The organism is Desulfonatronum parangueonense, from assembly GCF_054656975.1.
The window spans coordinates 3561783-3580219 of sequence record NZ_BAAHXH010000003.1; the positions used below are offsets into that span (position 1 = coordinate 3561783).

The 18437-nt window shown below is 60.3% G+C and carries 13 protein-coding genes; 1 reads left to right on the forward strand and 12 read right to left on the reverse strand.

Translation table 11 applies throughout. The features are described from left to right. Positions 1–580: 580 nt before the first annotated feature. The 12 genes from ACYQ15_RS16000 to ACYQ15_RS16055 all read right to left on the reverse strand — a co-directional run bounded on the left by ACYQ15_RS16000 (position 581) and on the right by ACYQ15_RS16055 (position 14426). The gene (locus ACYQ15_RS16000) at positions 581–2020 is read right to left on the reverse strand and encodes an oligosaccharide flippase family protein (protein WP_459938502.1); all 1440 of its coding nucleotides are present in this window, start codon (positions 2018–2020) and stop codon (positions 581–583) included. 340 nt (positions 2021–2360) lie between these two features. After that, a complete protein-coding gene (locus tag ACYQ15_RS16005; RefSeq protein WP_459938503.1) occupies positions 2361–3275 on the reverse strand; it encodes an Rpn family recombination-promoting nuclease/putative transposase in 915 nt (304 codons plus the stop codon). Between the two features lie 207 nt (positions 3276–3482). Then, positions 3483–4862, reverse strand: a complete 1380-nt coding sequence (locus ACYQ15_RS16010) for a hypothetical protein (RefSeq protein ID WP_459938504.1) — start codon at positions 4860–4862, stop codon at positions 3483–3485. A 255-nt stretch (positions 4863–5117) separates the two neighbouring features. Beyond that, positions 5118–6410: a glycosyltransferase family 4 protein gene (locus ACYQ15_RS16015; RefSeq protein WP_459938505.1), complete on the reverse strand. Its 1293-nt coding sequence runs from the start codon at positions 6408–6410 to the stop codon at positions 5118–5120. A gap of 158 nt (positions 6411–6568) precedes the next feature. Next, positions 6569–8803: a GumC family protein gene (locus tag ACYQ15_RS16020; RefSeq protein WP_459938506.1), complete on the reverse strand. Its 2235-nt coding sequence runs from the start codon at positions 8801–8803 to the stop codon at positions 6569–6571. Between the two features lie 64 nt (positions 8804–8867). After that, on the reverse strand, positions 8868–10010 hold the full coding sequence (locus tag ACYQ15_RS16025) for an SLBB domain-containing protein (protein WP_459938507.1): 1143 nt from the start codon (positions 10008–10010) through the stop codon (positions 8868–8870). 64 nt (positions 10011–10074) lie between these two features. After that, positions 10075–11013 carry a glycosyltransferase family 2 protein gene (locus ACYQ15_RS16030; protein ID WP_459938508.1) on the reverse strand — a complete coding sequence of 313 codons (939 nt, stop codon included), beginning with the start codon at positions 11011–11013 and terminating at the stop codon, positions 10075–10077. Positions 11014–11071: 58 nt separating this feature from the next. After that, positions 11072–11491, reverse strand: coding sequence for a type VII toxin-antitoxin system HepT family RNase toxin (gene hepT, locus ACYQ15_RS16035; protein ID WP_459938509.1), 420 nt, complete (start codon positions 11489–11491; stop codon positions 11072–11074). Beyond that, positions 11475–11888 (reverse strand): type VII toxin-antitoxin system MntA family adenylyltransferase antitoxin, encoded by a 414-nt coding sequence (gene mntA / locus ACYQ15_RS16040; protein ID WP_459939604.1) that lies wholly within the window; start codon positions 11886–11888, stop codon positions 11475–11477. The genes hepT and mntA overlap by 17 nt, the downstream gene beginning before the upstream one ends. A 2-nt stretch (positions 11889–11890) precedes the next feature. Next, positions 11891–12451, reverse strand: a complete 561-nt coding sequence (locus ACYQ15_RS16045; RefSeq protein ID WP_459938510.1) for a DUF6036 family nucleotidyltransferase — start codon at positions 12449–12451, stop codon at positions 11891–11893. Then, positions 12441–12821 carry a hypothetical protein gene (locus ACYQ15_RS16050; RefSeq protein ID WP_459938511.1) on the reverse strand — a complete coding sequence of 127 codons (381 nt, stop codon included), beginning with the start codon at positions 12819–12821 and terminating at the stop codon, positions 12441–12443. Before ACYQ15_RS16050 ends, ACYQ15_RS16045 begins: the two co-directional genes overlap by 11 nt. Before the next feature lie 63 nt (positions 12822–12884). Then, entirely contained in the window at positions 12885–14426 is a 1542-nt protein-coding gene (locus ACYQ15_RS16055; protein ID WP_459938512.1) for a PAS domain S-box protein, read from the reverse strand. 686 nt (positions 14427–15112) lie between these two features. Between ACYQ15_RS16055 and ACYQ15_RS16060 the strand changes: the two genes are divergently transcribed. After that, positions 15113–18310: a response regulator gene (locus ACYQ15_RS16060; protein WP_459938513.1), complete on the forward strand. Its 3198-nt coding sequence runs from the start codon at positions 15113–15115 to the stop codon at positions 18308–18310. Positions 18311–18437: the final 127 nt, after the last annotated feature.

The window sequence follows — 18437 nt, forward strand, 5'->3', positions numbered from 1 at the left end:
CTCATCTGTGTAAAAGCGGACTGACTATCCACCTTCAGGGTGTGACTTACCCGGTGGCGGCATGAGTACAAGTCATTCCCGCGAAGGCGGGAATCCAGGTCATGCTTGCCACAAGTCTTGAAAAAATCGTTATGCAGCACATTGCGTTAATCGACCGTAACTGTTCAAAAAGATCGGACGACGAGATTTTCCGTGCAACGACTCCATCTACGCGGAGTTTCGTGATCAAGCTGCAGGGGCCATATTCAGGCCGGAACCTTGCCCTTTGTGCGTTACACCGTTGCCGCACTGGGGTGCGGCGCTCCCAGGACTTTATCGTAACTGCTCAAAAAAGATTGGGCGATGAGGTTTCCTGTATCCATCGACGCGGAGTTTCGTGACCAAGCTGCAGGGGCCATATTCAGGCCGGAACCTTGCCCTTTGTGCGTTACACCGTTGCCGCACTGGGGTGCGGCGCTCCCAGGGTTGAACCCGTTGCTTGCCACAAGTTTTTGAGCAGTTACGCCGTAAGGGGACGTCAGTCTCCGACTTGATGCGCCTTTGTGTCTTGACGGCTCTCGCATGCCGCTTTTTCTCCGAACTACCGTTTCCGGATCGTCCCCCATGCCTTCCAGGCTCCGAGCAGCAGGGGCGGGGCCGCGGCGCAGCAGACGGCCAGGGCGTAGGTCCAGGGAGATGCCGTGACGCGCACGTGATCCAGGAGCAGCACCAGGGGCGCGGTGTAGCAGAGCAGGCCCAGGGAAAACAGGGCGCTTTGTCTGGCCATGTCCCTGTTCCGCATGGGCAGGGCGGAAACAAGAAAGACATGGGCCGCCAGATTGGCCGCGGCCATGCCCAGGATGAAGCCCGGCAGCCCCAGGATCAGGTATCCGGGCAGGGCCAGGATCATGGCGCAGGTGGTCAGCAGGTTGGCCGAGAACAGGACCTTAGGCCTGCCCAGGGCCAGGGGAATGCGGTCCATGCTGGAGACCAGGACATGGGTCCAGGTGAACAAGGCCAGCCACTGGGAAATCACCCCGGCATCCGCGTACCGGCTGTCATAGAGGGTGCCGAAGAACAGGGGCGCGCCCAGGGCGAACCCGGCACAGACCGCGCTGCTCAGCCAGAGGACCGGGGCGCGGGCCTTGAGGCAGGCGTCCACCAGACGCCGGGGTTCGTCCTGCAGCCGGGACAGAAGCGGAAAAATGACCACGGAACTGAGCCGGCTGGAAACATGGATGGCTACCCGGGCAAAGGTCAGGCCGATGCTGTAGACGCCCAGTTCGGCCATGGTCAGCAGCCTGCCCAGCATCAGCTTGTCCAGGTGCGAGGCCAGGAAGGTGACCAGGGTGCTCAGGAAGACCCATTTGCCGAAACTGAACAACTCGGTCCGGGCCGACCTGTCCCAGCCCGGCCTGTCCCCCGGGCCCGGGTTCCAGAGATGGCTGAGCAGGACCCGGACCACGCTGAAAGCCAGGCCGCCGGCCACCAGGGCCCAGACGCTCCGGTCGATCCAGGCCCAGCCGATCATCACGGCAATGGAGCACAACTGGGGGATCAGCTCCAGGGCCGTGACCCGGCCCAGGGCCATCTTCCGGTTGAGCAGAAAGACCCCGGTGGAGGCGAACCCGCTGATCAGGGCGGTCAATCCGGCCACGGGGAGCATCACGGTCAGCATCCCGGCCATGGGATCGTTGGCCGCGAAAAACGCCGCCACGGGCAGGGCCAAGGCGCAGGTGGCCAGCCAGAGAATGATTCCCCGGCCGATCTGAATGGTCCAGGCCGTGCGCAGAAAGGCCGGCTCCTGGCCGCGCTTGTTCTGGATGATGCTCGGCCCGATGCCCACGTCGGAGAACATCTGCAACCCGTGCAGGAACACGTTGACCAGAGCCATCAGGCCGAAGGCTTCGGGAAAGAGCAGCCGGGCCAGAACCAGATTGCTGCCCAGACGCAACACCTGGGACCCGCCATATCCGACCAGGGTCCAGAGGGAGCCGCGCACGGCCTGGTCCTTGCGTGACGAGGTGTCAGGAGCGGTCATGGGGCGGGGAGATCAGCATCTTCGTCGAAATCGAGCACCCATCCCCCACCAACAGAATGTGAAAAGCTTTGCTCTCGCCGGTCATCACTCCAAACGCGGTGACAGATTGAAAGAAGATTTCGCACATGTTGCCCTCTCGAGCTCCAACGCGAACTCATCGTGTCAAAGTGGCCAATTCGATACATTGCGCAGGTTGAGGACAACGATTTAGCGGTGGACTCGGTGGTTTCAAGCAGTGGACTCGGTGGTTCCAAATGGAATGACGGAGTGATTTCTTCCCTCTGACCATGGGTGAGGGGCGGGGAAAAGGGCTTGTGGAAGAGGATGGGCTTTTCTATGGCTACGCTCCCTTCCTCAATGCCGCGACGGCCTCTTCGCTCATACCCGTTTTCGCGGCAATTGTTCGGTCATCCAGTATATCCAGAAGATTCCGAGCCACTGTCAGAATACCTTCTTCCCGGCCTTCTTCCCGGCCTTCTTCTCGGCCTTCTTCTCGGCCTTCTTCTCGGCCTTCTTCTCGGCCTGCTTCACGAGCCGTATCGAAGGAATTCTTCAAATCTCTGTAATATTTGAGACTATCTTCGTATTTGAGTACCTCGTCCCGTGTGAAATTGGCGATCTCGGCCACGGCGAAAAATTTCTCAAAGACCTGTTCACGTAAGGCATCCGGAACTCGGTCGAGACGGTCCAGGTTCTTGATGGCATACAGCCATTTCTCGAAACGGGTTTCCAGTTGATCCAGCGTCTTCGTGAATTTGGGCAGTTCCAGATAGATGAAGGTCAGCTTGTCGTAGAAGACCTTGTGGGTGACGATATCCTGAAGTTTGATGTCGTAGCGGTATTTTTCCGGATCGTTCTTGTCCTCGTCAAAAACGAAGTCCAGAATACCGATGGTGTAGACAGCCTTGAGTTCATAATTCCAGGCGCCTCGCCGGGCCTGCTGCTGGATGGGAAAAGTGGAGTAATAGATGCTGCGGTCCTTGAAATAATTCTGTTTGGCCTTTTGCAGCTCGACAATGAATTTTTCCCCACGCTCGTTTTCGCAGTACAGATCGAAAATGGCCTTGCGATCCAGGCTGGTGCCACCCAGATTTTCATCCTTGAGATATGTCAGGTCGATAATCCGGCCCTGCTCTTCCTTCAAAAGCTCGTTGAGAAAATCCCGCAGCAGATCCTTGTTCGGTTCCTCGCCAAACAGACGTTTGAAGCCGTAATCCGTGAAGAAATTGACATATCTATCCGTCAGGTAGGTCATCGTATTCTCTCCCGAAAGGCTGATGGTTGAGCAGTTAGTTGTCGGGTTTGCTCATCTTCCGAGTTAGCTTGAAAAAAAGCCGTTGTACAGGGGATCTGTGCGTATCATTTCGGGATTATTCTGACATGATGTGTCGAAAAGCCGCCACGGGAGACCGGTGGTAAGAAACTGACAGTCGGCGGATGACGACGACAGTATCAAATCCGCTTAAAACAACCGTGTTCTCGGTTCCACCGGATGAGGAGCAGTGCTTGCCGCGAACGCGGCGTCAGTTTCCGGTCCTTCCAGCCAGAGTCCGGTGAGCCCTCCGGCCAGAATCAGGATCAGGGGGTTGAACATGGCGTTGAACAGGCTGTCGATGGTGAACAGCCCCATCAGCAGGGGCAGGGAGGTCATGGCGGCCACCGGGGGGTCGCGCCAGCGCCGGGGCGGATAGCGGATCAGAAACAGCAGCGGCGGCAGGAGCAGCGTGACCAGCAGGGCGCTCAGCCCGACAATCCCGTTCTGGCCAAAGGCCAGAATCCATAATCCGTCCGGAACAGAGATGGCCCGGCCATCCTCGTCGCGCACAAAGGATCGGCCCCATTCCCCCCAGCCCAGCCAGGCCCGTTCCAGGGCCCTGTCGGAGAGAATGTTCTCGTTCTGCAGGCGGTAGGCCAGGGAGGCGGTGCGATCCTCGCTGGCGATGCGTCCCGCGGCGTCGATCAGGTTCTGGGCGTCCCAGTATCCGCTGCCCCGGGCCAGGACATACAGGATCGGCAGCAGCAGGACGATTTTCATGGGCAGGGCCCAGCGGGTCAACTGGACGAGGTAGAGTACGAACACGCCGAAGACCAGCAGCCCCAGCGCTCCCGTGGACTTGCACAGGACCACCGTGACCAGCAGGCCCAGCACCACCGGTCCCCAGAGCTGTTTCCACCGGGGAAACTTCCTTCCCAGCCATCCGGATTTCCAGAGCTGGTAGCCGCTCAGCCAGGCCGTGACCATCCACATGGCCACCATCAGGCCGTGTTCCATGAACACCACGGGCCGCCAGCCGCCCCCGCGCTTGGTCTGGCCGAAGCTGTGCGGATGAAACCCGTACACGATCCGGTGCAACCGCGGACTCATGACCACTTCCCACAGACAGAACGGAATATAGATCAGGCCGCCCAGGAAAATGCCGAAGGCCAGTTCGGTCAGGGCCTGGCGGTTGTAGAAGTACAGCCTGCCGATGAAGTAGGGCAGGCCCCACATGGTGGACCGGGCCAGGGTCGTGGACAACCCGTCGTAGGCCCCGAGCCCGTTGGACAGGGACGTGAAAAAAGGGATGACGCACCAGATGACCAGGGGCAGGTCCAAAACATGGGGTCGAAATCGCGAAAAGGCCTCGCTGTTGAAGAACAGCGTGCCCAGCAGCACGCCGTAGCTCATGGCGCTGACCTTGGTGTAGTCGGGGATGCCGGAAAAATTGTAAGAGTATTGCGGCAGGAACATCCAGGACAGCAGGAATCCGGCGATGACGGCATGACGGGCCTGCAGCTTGGAGAAGAGCCAGATGGAAAAGGGAAGCCACCCGAACATGGCCACGGGGATCATCGGAGTCATGGGGCGGTTTTTCCCTTGATCGCAGTTCCTTAAGCGTCGAACCTGTAACTGCTCAATAACTTGCGGCAATCAGCGGGGCAAATCCTGGGAGCGCCGCACCCCAGTGCGGCAGCGGTGTAACGCACTCAGGACAAAGTTCCGGCTGGAGCGTGGCCCTCAGTAGCTGAATCACGAAACTCCACCCCTGAGACACTCCTTGCACGGTAAACCTCCTCGCCCGATCTTTTTGAGCAGTTACTCGAACCTCACCCGCGGCTAAGCCCGCGACGGTTCAGGCAGGCACTCCTGATAGATTTCAAGCACCCGCCGAGCTTTGGCATCCCAGGTGAACTCCCGGAATACCCACTCCCGGGCCCGTTGGCCCATGGGCCGAATGGTTTCGGGGTGCGTGACCAGATCCTCGAGAATGCCGCGCAGCGCGGCCACGAGCTTTTCCCGGGAAGCCATGGGCATCTTGAAGCCGGTATCCGTGGTGACCAGCTCGCCGGGGCCGGCGTAATCCACGATCACCGGAACCAGGCCCAGGGCCATGGCTTCCAGGACCACGGCCCCGCCGAACTCCCGAATGCTCGGAAAACCGAAAACATCCGATTCGGCCAGCCGGACTTGCAGGTTTTCATGGGGCACCCAGCCGTCCAGGCGGACTCCGGGACCGACCTCCAATTCCGCGACCATCTGTTGCAGTTGGGGCATCAACGGCCCGTCGCCCAGGATGTCAACCACGACTTTTCCCGCGCGGATCAGGGGAGCCGCGGCTTCGATCAGGATGTCCGGACACTTGTAGGGCACAAGACGGCCGACAAAGGCCACCCGCAGGGGCATCCGCACCGGACCGTTCACTTGCCGGGAAAATCTGGCCGGGTCGATGGCATTTTCCGGCAGATAGCGGCATTTGGCCTGGCACCAGACGGGCATCTGCTCCAGAGTGGCCCGGGATCCGCAGATGATGGCCGCAGCGTGCTTCCTGGTGGCGCGGTAGCCCGGAATCAGTTTGTACGCATCACGGACGTAGGAAAGCCATTCCCGCTCGGAGCGACGGGCCGCGTCGAATTCCCTGGTCCAGGCCACGCCGCCGTTCAGGGGGCCAATCACGAAGGGCACGTTGATTCGGGCCAGACGGGAGGCGATGCTGCTGGGCACAGTCGGCGAAAGCGGCGTGAGCCGGTGGACGATGTCCCACCGCCCGGTCCGCAGATCCGGACCGAAGCGTTGCCAGACCAGTCTTTCAAAGTAGCGGTAAGTCAGAGCCGTGACCGCCATCTTGGTTGTCCAGCCGCCCGGCAGCCAGCGGGTCAGGCGATAGGCCGGACCGGCCACCCGTTCCGAATCGATGGCCGTGAAGTCTTTTCCTTCCCGCCATCCGGCCCGAACAACGGCATCGCGGTTGCGGACCTGGGTCACAAGATGCACGTCGGCAACCCTGGCCAGGGCCTCGGCATGGGACCAGCCCACCAAGGGCACGCTGATCAGCTCCGGATTGGCGGCCTCGGCAATGACGAGAACGCGAAGCCGACGGCCGGCCGTTTCCTGATATGGCGCAGCGATCACCGGTGTCTCCTGTATGACTGTTATTGGTTATCTGTTATCTGGGGATAAGAAGGCAGTTGTTCCGATATCTTACCTGACATCCGATAGCCCAAATAACTGATAACCCGATAACAAATAACTGATAACTGATAACTGACAACTGATAACCAAAGCAGCTCCTAACGCGGCGCCCGGCGCAACGTTCGGCGGACCATGGAGTGCAGCTTGCGGTGGACGCTGGAGATGAACTGCATGTGATGCTGCATTATCGTTCGGATCTGCTCGGACCGTTTGGGGCGGACAAAGTTGAGCACCGCGCTCACGGCCGGAACCTCGGCCTGGACCAGGAGGTCGATGGATTGGCGCAGGTCCCGGAACAGGCTGACGTCTTCGCGGCCCACCAGCAGGACGGCATCCGCATGCATCGCCGCATGGCTGGAAAATTCGTCTTCCAATACCGGAGCCACGTCTAACAAAACCATGTCGTAGTCTTGGCGGACCTGGTTCAGCAAGGTCAGCAGCCTGGCCCGACTGGGCAGGAGCGGCAAAGGCCTGCCCGCGGTGATCACGTCGATCCGCCGTTGCGCATCGTGCTGGACAGCCGTCTTCCAGTCGTCCACTTCCAGATCGGACAACAGTTCCCAGAGTCCTGGAGCCTCTTTGAGTCCCCTCTCCAGCCTGGCCATCCCCGGGCGCAGCAGGTTGCATTCGAGCACCAGGACTCGTTCACAGCCGAAGCGCAGGATATGGGCCAGGTTCAAGGCCAGCGAGCTGACGCCGCACGCCGGGTTGAGTCCGGCCAGGGCGACGACCTTGGCTCCGTGTTTTTCCCGCTCCCGTTCCAGGCGCACGGCCAGGGAGCGCATGGCCTGGACAGCAGGCGCGAGAGGGTTGACCAGACTCGCTTCGGCAATGTTCCCGGATTCGACGTCCTCCAGACCCATGTGCCAGATGGGCGCCGGACCGGAGCCACCCAGCCCTTTCGTCACTTCCTCCGGTTCACGCAGCCGGTTGTCCAGAAAATCAAAGACGAAAATGAAGCCGAAGACCGACCCGAAGCTCAAGGCCAGCGCCATCATGCCCAGGGATTTGGTGTTGGTTCTGGCCGGCTCGACCGGGGACACTGCCCATTTGTCGATATCCAGGCGAACCGGAGCCTTGGCTTCCATTTCCGAGTCGTCGATGCGGTTGTTCAGTGCAGCCAGGCGGCTGCGCAACTGCTCCATGGAAAAAAGGATCTCCGAAGCCAGATAGATGGCTTCGGAAGTCTCGGCCGCTTCGACGGTTGCCTGGTCCAGCAAGATCTTGAGGCGGTTCGCGTTGGACTTGGCGGCTTCATAGGAACTGCGGGCCCTGATCACGTCCAGGTCCAGTTCGTACTCCAGTTTTTCCCGGATGTTGCGAATGGTTTCCTCGTTGACCTGCTGCTTGTAGGACTCCAGGAAGGCGTTCATGGCCCGCATCCGCTCCTCGACGTAAATCCGATCCGGATTGCTTGGGGTCAGGCCGTCAATGCTCGTGCGCAGGCTCTGGAGCTGCTCGTAGGTCCATTGTTCGATCCGGTTGATGCCGAAGTTGTCCGCCACCCGCTCGTCGGCAAAGGGCTGCAGATCGAGTTGGCGGACGGCCTCCCTGTCCGCCAGGGCCTTTTCAAGCAGGGAGAGTTGTTCCGAGTGTTTGGCCTCGGCTTCCCAGAACAGGCGCTGGATCATGTCCTGCTTGTAGACGTGCAGGGAGTAGGTCTCGTGGAGAAAGGCCTTCTGGTCCATGCCTTCGGCAAGGACCAGCAAGGCGTTGCGCTCGTCATCCAGCCGTGCCAGGAGCTTGTCCCGTTCGTCCCTGAGGTAGCTCAGCCGACGTTCGTACTGGCGTTCCTGTTCCGCCTGGATTTTTTCCACGAAGACCAGCATGACCTGGTTCAACACCGGACCCAGGCCCTGGGGCTGATCCGCGGTGATGGTCAGGGAAATCAGATAGGTGCGTAAAACCTCGCGCACCCGGATGCGGCTCATCAGCCGGTGGACATTGCGTTCGAGAGGGTGATCCGGATTCAGGAAGGCCGGATATTCGGCGGGATCGAGGCGGGAAAGCGCCTCGGCCAGGACGTCATGGCTGTTGATCCGGTTGACCAGGGTGCGCATGTAGTCGGCAATAGTGCCCGGAATGGCATCACGCTCGCGTCCGGTCAGGGTCGGCTCCTTGGCCGGATCGAGCAGAAGCAGGGCGTCGGTTTCATAGATGGGGCTGGCCCGTTGCATGAGCAGCGGCAACAGCAGAAGAAACAGCAGTCCGCCCAGCAGGAAAATCAACGGCCCGCGGCGCAGGGCAAAGCCCACCACCTGGAAAGGTTTGCTTTTTTTTCCTTCCAGGACGCTTCCAGGACGGATGGATGGTTGCTGTTGCGTGTCGGCCATGGAATCTGAATCGAAAATGAATATCCGCTCAAAGGCGGCCGGGACTTCCTGTCGCTTCTCAGATCTAGTGCGACGTGTTCACGAAGCCTTCCTGCCCCCAGATCTTGTTGCGCAGTTGCTGCATCAGCCCGAAACGCTCGGCCGTGTCCAAGGTGAAGTCGATGGCCCGCATGGCGGGCAGGAGCTGGGTCATGAAGTAGTTGAACCGGCTGATGCCCCGCTCGCCGACGAAGAGGATGTCCCCCTCGCGCAGGACGAAATTCTTGCGCAGGTCGCCGTGCATGACAAAGGCGGTCAGATCGATCTGCTCCACCACGCCGCCTTCCTGCTGGGTCCTGACCAGGAAGATCTGTTCCGGGTCGGCATTTGCCGTGACCCCTCCGGCGTTCATCAGGGCGTCGAGAACGGTCATCTCGGAACGCAGCAGCAGGACCCCCGGGGTGAACACCTGGCCCATGACATAGGCCACGGAATCCTCGCTCTGGGGAATGTAGATCACGTCGCCGTTCTGCAGCCGGGCGTTGAGAGCCATGTTTCCGTTCTCCAGCAGCTCCCGCAAATCGATCCAGACCACCATCTCGTTGCCGCGCACGATCATGCACCGGCTGAGGAAGGACTTCTGGGTGTCCGCCGGCAGTCCGCCGGCCAGGGCCAGGGCTTCGAGCACCGTTCCGGGGCCGTGAAAGTGCACCGCTCCGGGATTGGCCACCCGCCCCAGGACGTATGCCTTGTTGTTGTTGAACTGCTGCATGATCAGGGTCACGTCCGGATGCTCGTAGAACTGCTCCAGAACCGTCCGCATCTGGTCCGTGGCTTCGGCCAGACTCATGCCCTGGATGTTCACCAGGCCCACGCGGGGGATCGCCACCTGCCCATCCGGAGCGACAATGACCTCGTCCACGCTGATGTCCTCCCGGCCCCGGACGAAAAAGGCAAACCGATCCCCGGGACCGAGACGATAGGTCGTGGAGAGGTCCGCGGAAAAATCGGCCACCTGGTCGGCGGTGGCATAATCCGCGGAGGTCTTGGCCGTACTCGGCGTAAAGAAATCCGGCGGAACCTCCTGGTCCAGACGGACATATGCCGTGGTCTCCGGCAATTGCTCAGGCAGGGCCGCCGCATCCGGACCATAGACGCCTGGCTTGATCGTGGGATGCGTACAGGCTGGAAGCACCAGGACCATCAAAACAAGTAAAATCATGCGCATGATTCACCCGTCCTGCCGCGAAATGCGACAGGTTGCTCAAGGGAGCGAGTCGTTGTTGCTTTCATCACCCACCCCGGGGGCCGATCTTCTTGCGCTGCATGGCCGTTTCATCCAGCTTGCGCGTGGCCCGGTGCTTGCCCTGGAACAGGCAGGCCCACTGGTAGCGGCGCAGGAAGCGGCGGAACTCCAGGTCCTCATAACGGGCCTTGCCGTCCAGCATGCTGCGCACATAGCCCCACCACATGCCCAGGCCGCCGACGATCAGCGGCGGGCGGGTCATCCGGTAGAGGGCGCTGGCGGTCATGTAGGCCAGACCCGTACCCATGAAATACTGGCCGAAGCCGTGGCGCATCCGTCCCACCCAGATGTTCTGCTGGCTGGAGCCCATGGGCCGCAGATGAATGAACCGCGTTTCCGGAGCGTCACGGCTGCATGCCTTCCAGCCGAGCATGCGGCAGCGGTGACAGTCGATTCCGTCCCACATCACCTCGCGTACGAAGCCGCCGATCTCCTGGAAGCACTCCCGGCGGTAGAACTTGGTCATGCCCACGGACATCTCGTCCCCGCACTTTTCGCTGACCAGTTTCCCATTTTGCGGATCGGTGAAATACGGCTTGCCGCTGCACGTCCCCAGCAGAGAGTCCTGGTCCATCCAGGACACCAGGGTCTCGAAGTACCGCGGCGGAATGTCCAGATCCAGGTCGAACTTGCAGAGATAAGCGAAGCCGCTCAGGTCCACGGTGTCCAGCCCGGCATAGAAGGCGTCGATCACTCCCGGACCGACGGCCCGCTTCCCGCGGTCCTCCCGGCGGACAACGCGTATCCAGTCCACCTTGGCCGCATACTCGGCCAGAATGGCAGGGGTTTCATCCCTGGAACCGTCATCCACCACGACCCACAGGGTCGGAGGAACGGTTTGCGCAAGGACGCTGTCCAGGCATTGCCGGGCGTACTCGGCCTCGTCCCGGCAGGGGGTGATCAGGACGTAATTGGAAGAAGGCATGGCAAACTCCAAGCGAGTGAAAGAATCAGGACAGCCCAGTCAACAACCCCAGCCAGGGCTACGGGTGAATGCGCAATCCAACCTCGGCGCAAAAGACGACCAAGGATTTCCAGTGTTCCTGGGCAATGGCCCGGACCACGTCCATGTCCAATCCTTGGTACTCATGAACGGCCACATTGCGAAATCCCGTCATGGCCACCATGGCCAGAGCTGTTTGCTCGCTGATCAGATCGGCGTTACGCAGCAGCCTGAAAGCATCAGCGCTGTTTTGGGGCATGCCCAGATGTTCCCTGGCCACCAGGTGCAGCGCCAGATCAATGGCAGCCTGACAGGCCCGTTCTATATTCAGAATCAGGGCATCGATATGGGTACAGTTTATGAGTTCCGGATCAAAGGCATGTTCCTCGTGTATTCGACGAATCGCCCGCTCCATGATGGCAGCCTTGTTCAGGCAGACATCATCAGGTTCGATAGGCATCCAGGACCTCGCGTCGCTCTTCGTTGAAGCGCACATACATCCCCAGCAGCGTACAAGCGGTTAAATCCGCCTGGAGTGGATCACGGGCAAAAATGCGTTTCCCGGTGAGGATGGCTTCCTTGGCGTAGACCAGATTATCTGAGGAAAGATGCCCGATATCCACGACAATACCCGCTTCCAAGGCCAGTTCCGCGGCAAGGGCAATCCGGTCCAGGGGAGGCAGCGTCTTGCCCGGCATGGTCATCAGGGCCAGATCCAGGTCGCTGTCCGGACGCATCCGCCCGGAAGCCGCGCTGCCCAGCAAGTATGCCGCCAGCACCCGCTGGTCCTGCTGAAGGCGTTGCCGCAGGGCGAGCAGCTTGTGTTGTTCGAGCTGGGAAAAAGCCTGGTGCTCCATCGTCAAGAATCCTCCGGCTCAAAAAACAACGCGGCCCGCTGCGCAAGCAGTTCTTTGCGATCCTCCGGGAGAGTCGTGGACAGGATGCGCGTTTTCAGGACATCGCGATGCAGCAATTTTGCCCGCACAAGGGCCTGGATGAACTGCTCGTCCTTGTTCCGACCGGCCGCGAGCTTGGCTGTCGCAAGGTCATGGAGATCGAGACAGTAGCCGAGAAGACTCTTGTCTTGATCCGTGAACGGCGTCAATCGCTGTTCCCACCCCCTGGGCAAAACCGCGATCTCCATTTCAACGCCTTCGGCATGATACCCGAATCTTTCATAAAAAGGAGAATCCAGTCCGATCGTGTCATCCACCAGCGCCGACAGATCCAGCCTGCCGGGAAAGGCCACATCCACTTCCATGGATTGGAAAAGGGCTTGTTTGGCGGCGTCGTCCAGCAATTGCGCCTGTTCTCTGGCAATGCCGCCCAGCACGGCCTGACTGCCCAGGACAATGGCCTTTTCGCCTTTGGTCAGGGCCATGATCGTGATCAGAACATGGGCCAATTCATCATGTCGCATCGGAAGGGCTCCCATGCAACGCCTGATATTCCCGGCGCCATTGCTTTTGCAGATCCCGGATCACGCGTCTGTCCAGGATGCCGATCAAGGGAGTGCACGACCGCATCCATTCCGAATGCTCGTCGCCAGTTGGACGCTCAATCAGTTCGACAACATGCTCCGGCCCCCGTTCCAAGGCCAGTCGCCACTGACGAGCATACTTGGCATGATATGCCTCATGGCTGGGATCATACCACCCCCATCCCTCCATGATCGCCCTGGCCTGGGCCATGACTGCTTCCGGCCTTTTCCGCAGTTCCTGGGCAATGACGGCGTGATAGCGCAGGGACTTGAACAGGCCGTAGCCGGGGGGACGTTCATTGCGATCCATGGCCCTTTGTTCCTGTTTTTTATTGTCATGTCCAGAAGTAACACCAAAAAGCGGAATAATGGCCTATTGCATTCCTTGCAAGGCCTTGAGTCTCTTTTCGCATTCCCGCAAGGCCTTTTCCGTCCGACGCTGCCCGGTAACGTCCTGGGTCACGCCGGACCAGCGGATGTCGCCATTGTCGTAAATCGTGGGCGTGGACTCCACGCGCAGCCAGCGCAGTTCGCAGCCGATGAGGCATCGTCCTTCCCAGAAGAAGGGTTTGCGCTCCCGAAAAGCCTCGAGATTGCGCGCGTCAAATGCCGCCCGCTCATCAGGATGGACCAGGTTGTGGACCAGCATGGTATCCGCCAGGGCGTCATCGCGTCGGAGCTGGTGGATTTCGCACCACCGGTCGCTGACGAACTCGAATTCAAAGGCGCCGTCCGCCCGGATCCAGAAGGAATAAACGCCCACCGGCACCTTGGCCACCAGATCGTCGTAGCGCGCCAGGCTCTCCCGCAGCGCATCCTCCACCCGCCTGCGCTCTGTAATGTCCTCACCCACGCCCTGGTACGCCACGACGGCGCCAAGATCACCGAACAAGGCCCGGTCAGTCCAGCGCTGCCAACGGAGTTCCCCGCCGGGGGCCAAAACCTGGTATTCGTTGACCATAACCGGGGATATCGGAGTGAGCCGGGTGATGTTCATGATGAATGCGGCCCGATCCGCTTCCTGGATCATTTCCAGCATCGACGTTCCGCGCAACGATTCCGCGGATGCGCCAAAATAGTCGCAATAGGCCTTGTTGACGTAATCTCGGAGAAAATCCGGCGTGTAGCGGCAGATCATCACCGGCGTGTCCTCGGCAACGGCGCGGTGCGTAGCCTCACTGTGGCGCAGAACCGCCTCGGTGGCGGTGCGCAGCTCCAGCTCCTTCCGGGTCTGGACCATGGCCGCGGTCAGGGCGCGGACTTTGTCCTCGATGATCTCCTGCAGCGATTCCTGCCGCTCCAGGATGTGCCGGTGATAGGCCATGCCAGCGGTCACATCCAGGAATACCGCGCAGGCGCGGCCTATTTCTCCCGGAACGTTGCCCGGCAAGAGGTCCGCATGGACATGCAGGGTTCTGTGCCTGCCGTTTTTACGCGGCAACAGGCAGGTCATGGGCCGGGGCAGCTCGCCCTGGAGCAGTTTCTGGTGAAAGGCGGCAAAGGTCTTTGCGTCCTGCTCGCGAAGGCGCTTCAGAAAAAGCTTCAGGGACGGCTTGCGGCTGGGAATAACCCCCAGCAGTCGATACATGGCCCGGGACCAGACCGTCCTGCCGTCGGCAAGATCAATGGACCATGTGGCGGCGGCCGCGACCAGGCGATTGGCCTGGCTCTCCAGCGCACCATCCCCGGCCGGGCGGTCGGACTCCCCATCGCGGACCACGAACAGACTGGCCGGGTCGATGTTCAGCTCCCGGCAGGCCTTGGCCAGCAAATCCAGGGAGGGGTTGCAGCGCCCCCGCTCCACCTCGCCCAGATGCTGCTTGCTGGTCTCCAGCCGGACGGCCAGCCGATCCTGGGTCAGGCCGCGCAGGGAACGATGGAATTTAAGGCGTTGCCCATTGCTGTGCGTCCACATGGTCGGACCTCCTTGCCATCCCTGTATTCAGGATTTGTTTTGTAACTACTCAGCTCATTCGAGAAAAATAGGGACTGGATACCGGCCTTCGCCGGCATGACTTAACTTGGAAAGGACGTGGTATGATACGTCATTCCGGCGAAAGCCGGAATCCAGCTCTGGCGAGTGACCACAGAGTATGTGTTGAATGGTTACAATTTTTCAATCATGTGCAGGGGCGATCGGTCGTTCGCCCTTGCACATATCGAATCGAAAAGTTGCCGGATTCGATATCGATAGCATGCAGAATGCACAAGGTTCGAGAACAAAACAGCCCTAAAGGCAACCCGTACTCCAGCGTCAATGTGTTCCACACCATCCCGGTAATTTCATAAAAGAAGGATTCCACATTGTCGACAGCTTTGCATAAATTATGGCATAGGTTCCAACAGACGGAAAATTGCCACCGGCAAGGCGACGACAAAAAGGAGCATTGCCCAAGAGGAGAGTAACTGCTCAAAAAGATCATGCGATGGATTTCCTGTGCAAGATAAATTTTGCACGGTGATCGATCCAGCTTCCGGAGCCAGGCTCCAGCCGAAACCTGTTTTTGAATGCGATACTCCGTTGCCGCACTGGGGTGCGGCGCTCCCAGGATTTGCTTCGTAAATTGCCGTAAGGTTTGAGCAGTTACAGAGGAGTGTGCCATGACCTTGGTTCTCTTGAGAAAAATTCAATTCTGGATTCCTCCTGTCCTGGTCGGCCTGGCCGTGTTCTGTGGGTGGTATTATTTTGAGCGTTTCTCCACCAATGAGCAGATCGAAGAAGCCCGCCGCTCCGTTCACTATCAGCTGAGCTCGCTGCGGGCGGAGATGGAGAGAAATATTCATGTCAATTCCAGCAGGGTGGAGGGGATGGTCATTGCCATTGGCCTGGAGCCGGAGATGTCCCTGGAGCGGTATGCCGCCCTGGCCGCCCCCTTGATCCAAAATTATCCGCAGCTGCGCAACATCGGCGCGGCTCCGGACTTGGTTGTCACGTACATGTATCCCATTGAGGGCAATGAGGCCATAATCGGCGTCGACTTCCGCGACGTGCCTCAGCAGGCTGCCGCGGCCCTGCACGCCAGGGAGACGGGGAAGCTGGTTCTGGCCGGCCCGGTGAACCTGCTCCAGGGAGGGCAGGGGCTTATCGGCCGCATCCCGGTTTTTCTGGATGACGACTTCCGGACGTTCTGGGGCCTTCTTTCGGTGGTCATTGACCTGGAGGAGTTCTATTCGGCCAGTGGATTGTTTCAGGTTGAACCGGCCTTGCGGATCGCCATTCGTGGAAATGACGCCCAGGGGCCGGATGGAGATCTGTTTTTCGGTTCCCAGGAGGTATTTGACGCTGATCCGGTGCTGGCCCTGGTCAATCTGCCGTATGGTTCATGGCAGGTGGCGGCGGTTCCGGAAGAAGGCTGGCCGCGACAGGCCTCCAATGCCTGGGTGATCAGGCTGTTCTTCCTTGTCGGAGGGCTGACCCTGGTCCTGCCCGTGGCCGTGGCTTGCCGGCTGCTGGTTCTGAGAAGAGAGAGCCTGGAACAGCTCCGGAAAAGCTTCGCTGACCAGCGGCGGGCCGCGGAGGAAGCCGAGCAGGCCAACAAGGCCAAGTCCGAATTTCTGGCCAATATGAGCCACGAAATTCGAACACCCATGAACGGGGTGATCGGAATGACCGGCCTGCTGCTGGATACGAATCTGGACGCTACCCAGCGGCGCTACGCCGAAGTCGTCCGATCCAGCGGCGAGGCACTGCTGGCCTTGATCAACGACATCCTGGATTTCTCCAAGATCGAGTCCGGCAAGCTGGACCTGGAGTCCCTGAACTTTGCCCTGCGACCCATGCTGGACAATTTCACGTCCATGACAGCCTTGAAGGCCGAGGAAAAGGGCCTGGAGTTCATCTGCGCCGCGGACCCGGACGTCCCGGACAATCTCATCGGCGACCCCGGCCGCCTCCGCCAGATCCTGACCAACCTGGCCGGCAACGCGGTCAAGTTCACGGAACGGGGCGAGGTGGTGGTGCGGGTGCAGGTGGCGGAGGGAAATGCTGGAATGCTGGAATGCTGGGATGCTGGGATTGATAAAGCGGAAAGCGGAAAGCGGGAAGGGAAAGGCGAACGGCACGCGGATGGCCACGCTGATGCGGAAGCCGCCAGCCATCAACCACAAACCACACTGCTTTTCAGGATTTCGGACACCGGCATCGGCATTCCAGCGGACAAGCTGGACGGCTTGTTCCAGAGTTTTACCCAGGTGGACGCCTCCATTACCCGGAAGTTCGGCGGCACGGGGTTGGGGTTGGCCATTTCCAGGCAACTTGCCGGAATGATGGGCGGGGAAGTGGGGGTGGAGAGCATCGAAGGCCAGGGCTCCACCTTCTGGTTCACGGTCCGGCTGGGGCTGGGCGAGGCCGTGGAGACGCCCGCGTCCGATCCCGCGGATCTGCACGGGGTCCACACCCTGATCGTGGACGACAACGCCACGAACCGGGAGATCCTGCTGGCCCGCTGCCAGGGCTGGGGCATGCGCCCGGCTGAGGCGCCCGACGGCCCCACGGCCCTGAAGCTGCTATACGCGGCCCTGGCCCAGGGCGACCCCTTCCGGCTGGCAGTTCTGGACATGCAAATGCCAGGCATGGATGGGGAAACTCTGGGACGGGTCATTTCTTCAGAACCCGCGCTGCAACCCCTGCCCACCGTGATGCTGACTTCCCTGGGCCGCGAGGGCGATGCGAAAAGCCTCCAGGAAGCCGGTTTTTCCGCCTACCTGACCAAACCCGTGCTTCACGGAGAACTGTTCGACTGTCTGGCCATGGTTCTGGCCAGGGATGGTCAGAGTTCCTCCAGGGAGATCATGTCTCGACGGCTGGTCCGGGAGCCCGGTTCCCAAAAAACCTTCATCCCGCGCAGATCACGCATCCTCCTGGCCGAGGACAATCCCACAAACCAGCAGGTGGCCCTGGCCATGCTCAAAAACCTGGGCCAGTCCGCGGACGCCGTGGCCAACGGCGCCGAAGCCGTCCAGGCCCTGCGCTCCATCCCCTATGATCTGGTCCTGATGGACGTGCAGATGCCGGTGATGGACGGGCTGGCGGCGACGCGGAAGATCAGGGCGAGAGAAAAAGATAATGCTGGAATGCTGGGATGTTGGGATGCTGGAATTGAAGGCGGGGTGGCGAATGCCATATCCCCTTCCCAGTCAGACCACGACAAGGCAGACCCAACATCATTACCGAAAGCATCCCAGCATTCTAGAATCCCCATCATCGCCCTCACCGCCCACGCCATGCAGGGCTACCGGGAGCAGTGCCTGGAGGCGGGGATGGACGATTACTTGAGCAAACCGCTGGAGCCGAGCCAGTTGGCGGAGATGCTGGAAAAGTGGCTCGGGAAGGAAGAGGCGGAGCCCCGGGACCATGTTCATGGGGATGCCCCTGCTTCCGCCGGGCGGCCTGTAGATACACCAGGCGGAGAAACGGTTGTGGAATGCGGGGAACGGGATGAGGTGCAGGGGATTGATGCCATTCCGGTCTACGACGGGGAGCAACTGTTGCGCCGAATGAGTGGGAACCAGGAGCTTATCCAGTTAATTACTCAGGGATTTGTGGAGCAGAACATGAAACGTCCGGGGCTCCTGCTGCGGCACATCGCGGAGGGGAATTTTGCGGCCGTGCACGAGCATGCCCATGCGATCAGAGGCTCGGCGCTGACGATCAGCGCCAATGCCCTGGCGGAAGTGGCCAGGCGGTTGGAAGCTGCCGGGAAGGATAAAGATCTTGCTGCCTGCAAGGTCCTGGGCCCGCGGCTGGAATGGGAATTTCAGCGTCTGCTCGCGGAACCGGGCATCACGAAGCCCGGATGAGTCAAGGCAACTGCTCAAAAAATGCGACAAGCACGACCTGGATGCCCGCCTTCGCGGGCATGACGACATGAACATTTCGCGTCATTCCCACTCAGGCGGGTATCCAGAGACAAGGCTGCTTTCAGGA

Excerpts from the sequence above, each read along its gene's own strand:
- ACYQ15_RS16030 (WP_459938508.1), bottom strand. The coding sequence starts at position 11,013 with ATGCCTTCTTCCAATTACGTCCTGATCACCCCCTGCCGGGACGAGGCC.
- ACYQ15_RS16050 (WP_459938511.1), bottom strand. The coding sequence starts at position 12,821 with ATGGATCGCAATGAACGTCCCCCCGGCTACGGCCTGTTCAAGTCCCTG.
- hepT (WP_459938509.1), bottom strand. The coding sequence starts at position 11,491 with ATGCCTATCGAACCTGATGATGTCTGCCTGAACAAGGCTGCCATCATG.
- ACYQ15_RS16055 (WP_459938512.1), bottom strand. The coding sequence starts at position 14,426 with ATGTGGACGCACAGCAATGGGCAACGCCTTAAATTCCATCGTTCCCTG.
- mntA (WP_459939604.1), bottom strand. The coding sequence starts at position 11,888 with ATGGAGCACCAGGCTTTTTCCCAGCTCGAACAACACAAGCTGCTCGCC.
- ACYQ15_RS16045 (WP_459938510.1), bottom strand. The coding sequence starts at position 12,451 with ATGCGACATGATGAATTGGCCCATGTTCTGATCACGATCATGGCCCTG.
- ACYQ15_RS16060 (WP_459938513.1), top strand. The coding sequence starts at position 15,113 with ATGACCTTGGTTCTCTTGAGAAAAATTCAATTCTGGATTCCTCCTGTC.
- ACYQ15_RS16010 (WP_459938504.1), bottom strand. The coding sequence starts at position 4,862 with ATGACTCCGATGATCCCCGTGGCCATGTTCGGGTGGCTTCCCTTTTCC.
- ACYQ15_RS16020 (WP_459938506.1), bottom strand. The coding sequence starts at position 8,803 with ATGGCCGACACGCAACAGCAACCATCCATCCGTCCTGGAAGCGTCCTG.
- ACYQ15_RS16000 (WP_459938502.1), bottom strand. The coding sequence starts at position 2,020 with ATGACCGCTCCTGACACCTCGTCACGCAAGGACCAGGCCGTGCGCGGC.
- ACYQ15_RS16025 (WP_459938507.1), bottom strand. The coding sequence starts at position 10,010 with ATGCGCATGATTTTACTTGTTTTGATGGTCCTGGTGCTTCCAGCCTGT.
- ACYQ15_RS16005 (WP_459938503.1), bottom strand. The coding sequence starts at position 3,275 with ATGACCTACCTGACGGATAGATATGTCAATTTCTTCACGGATTACGGC.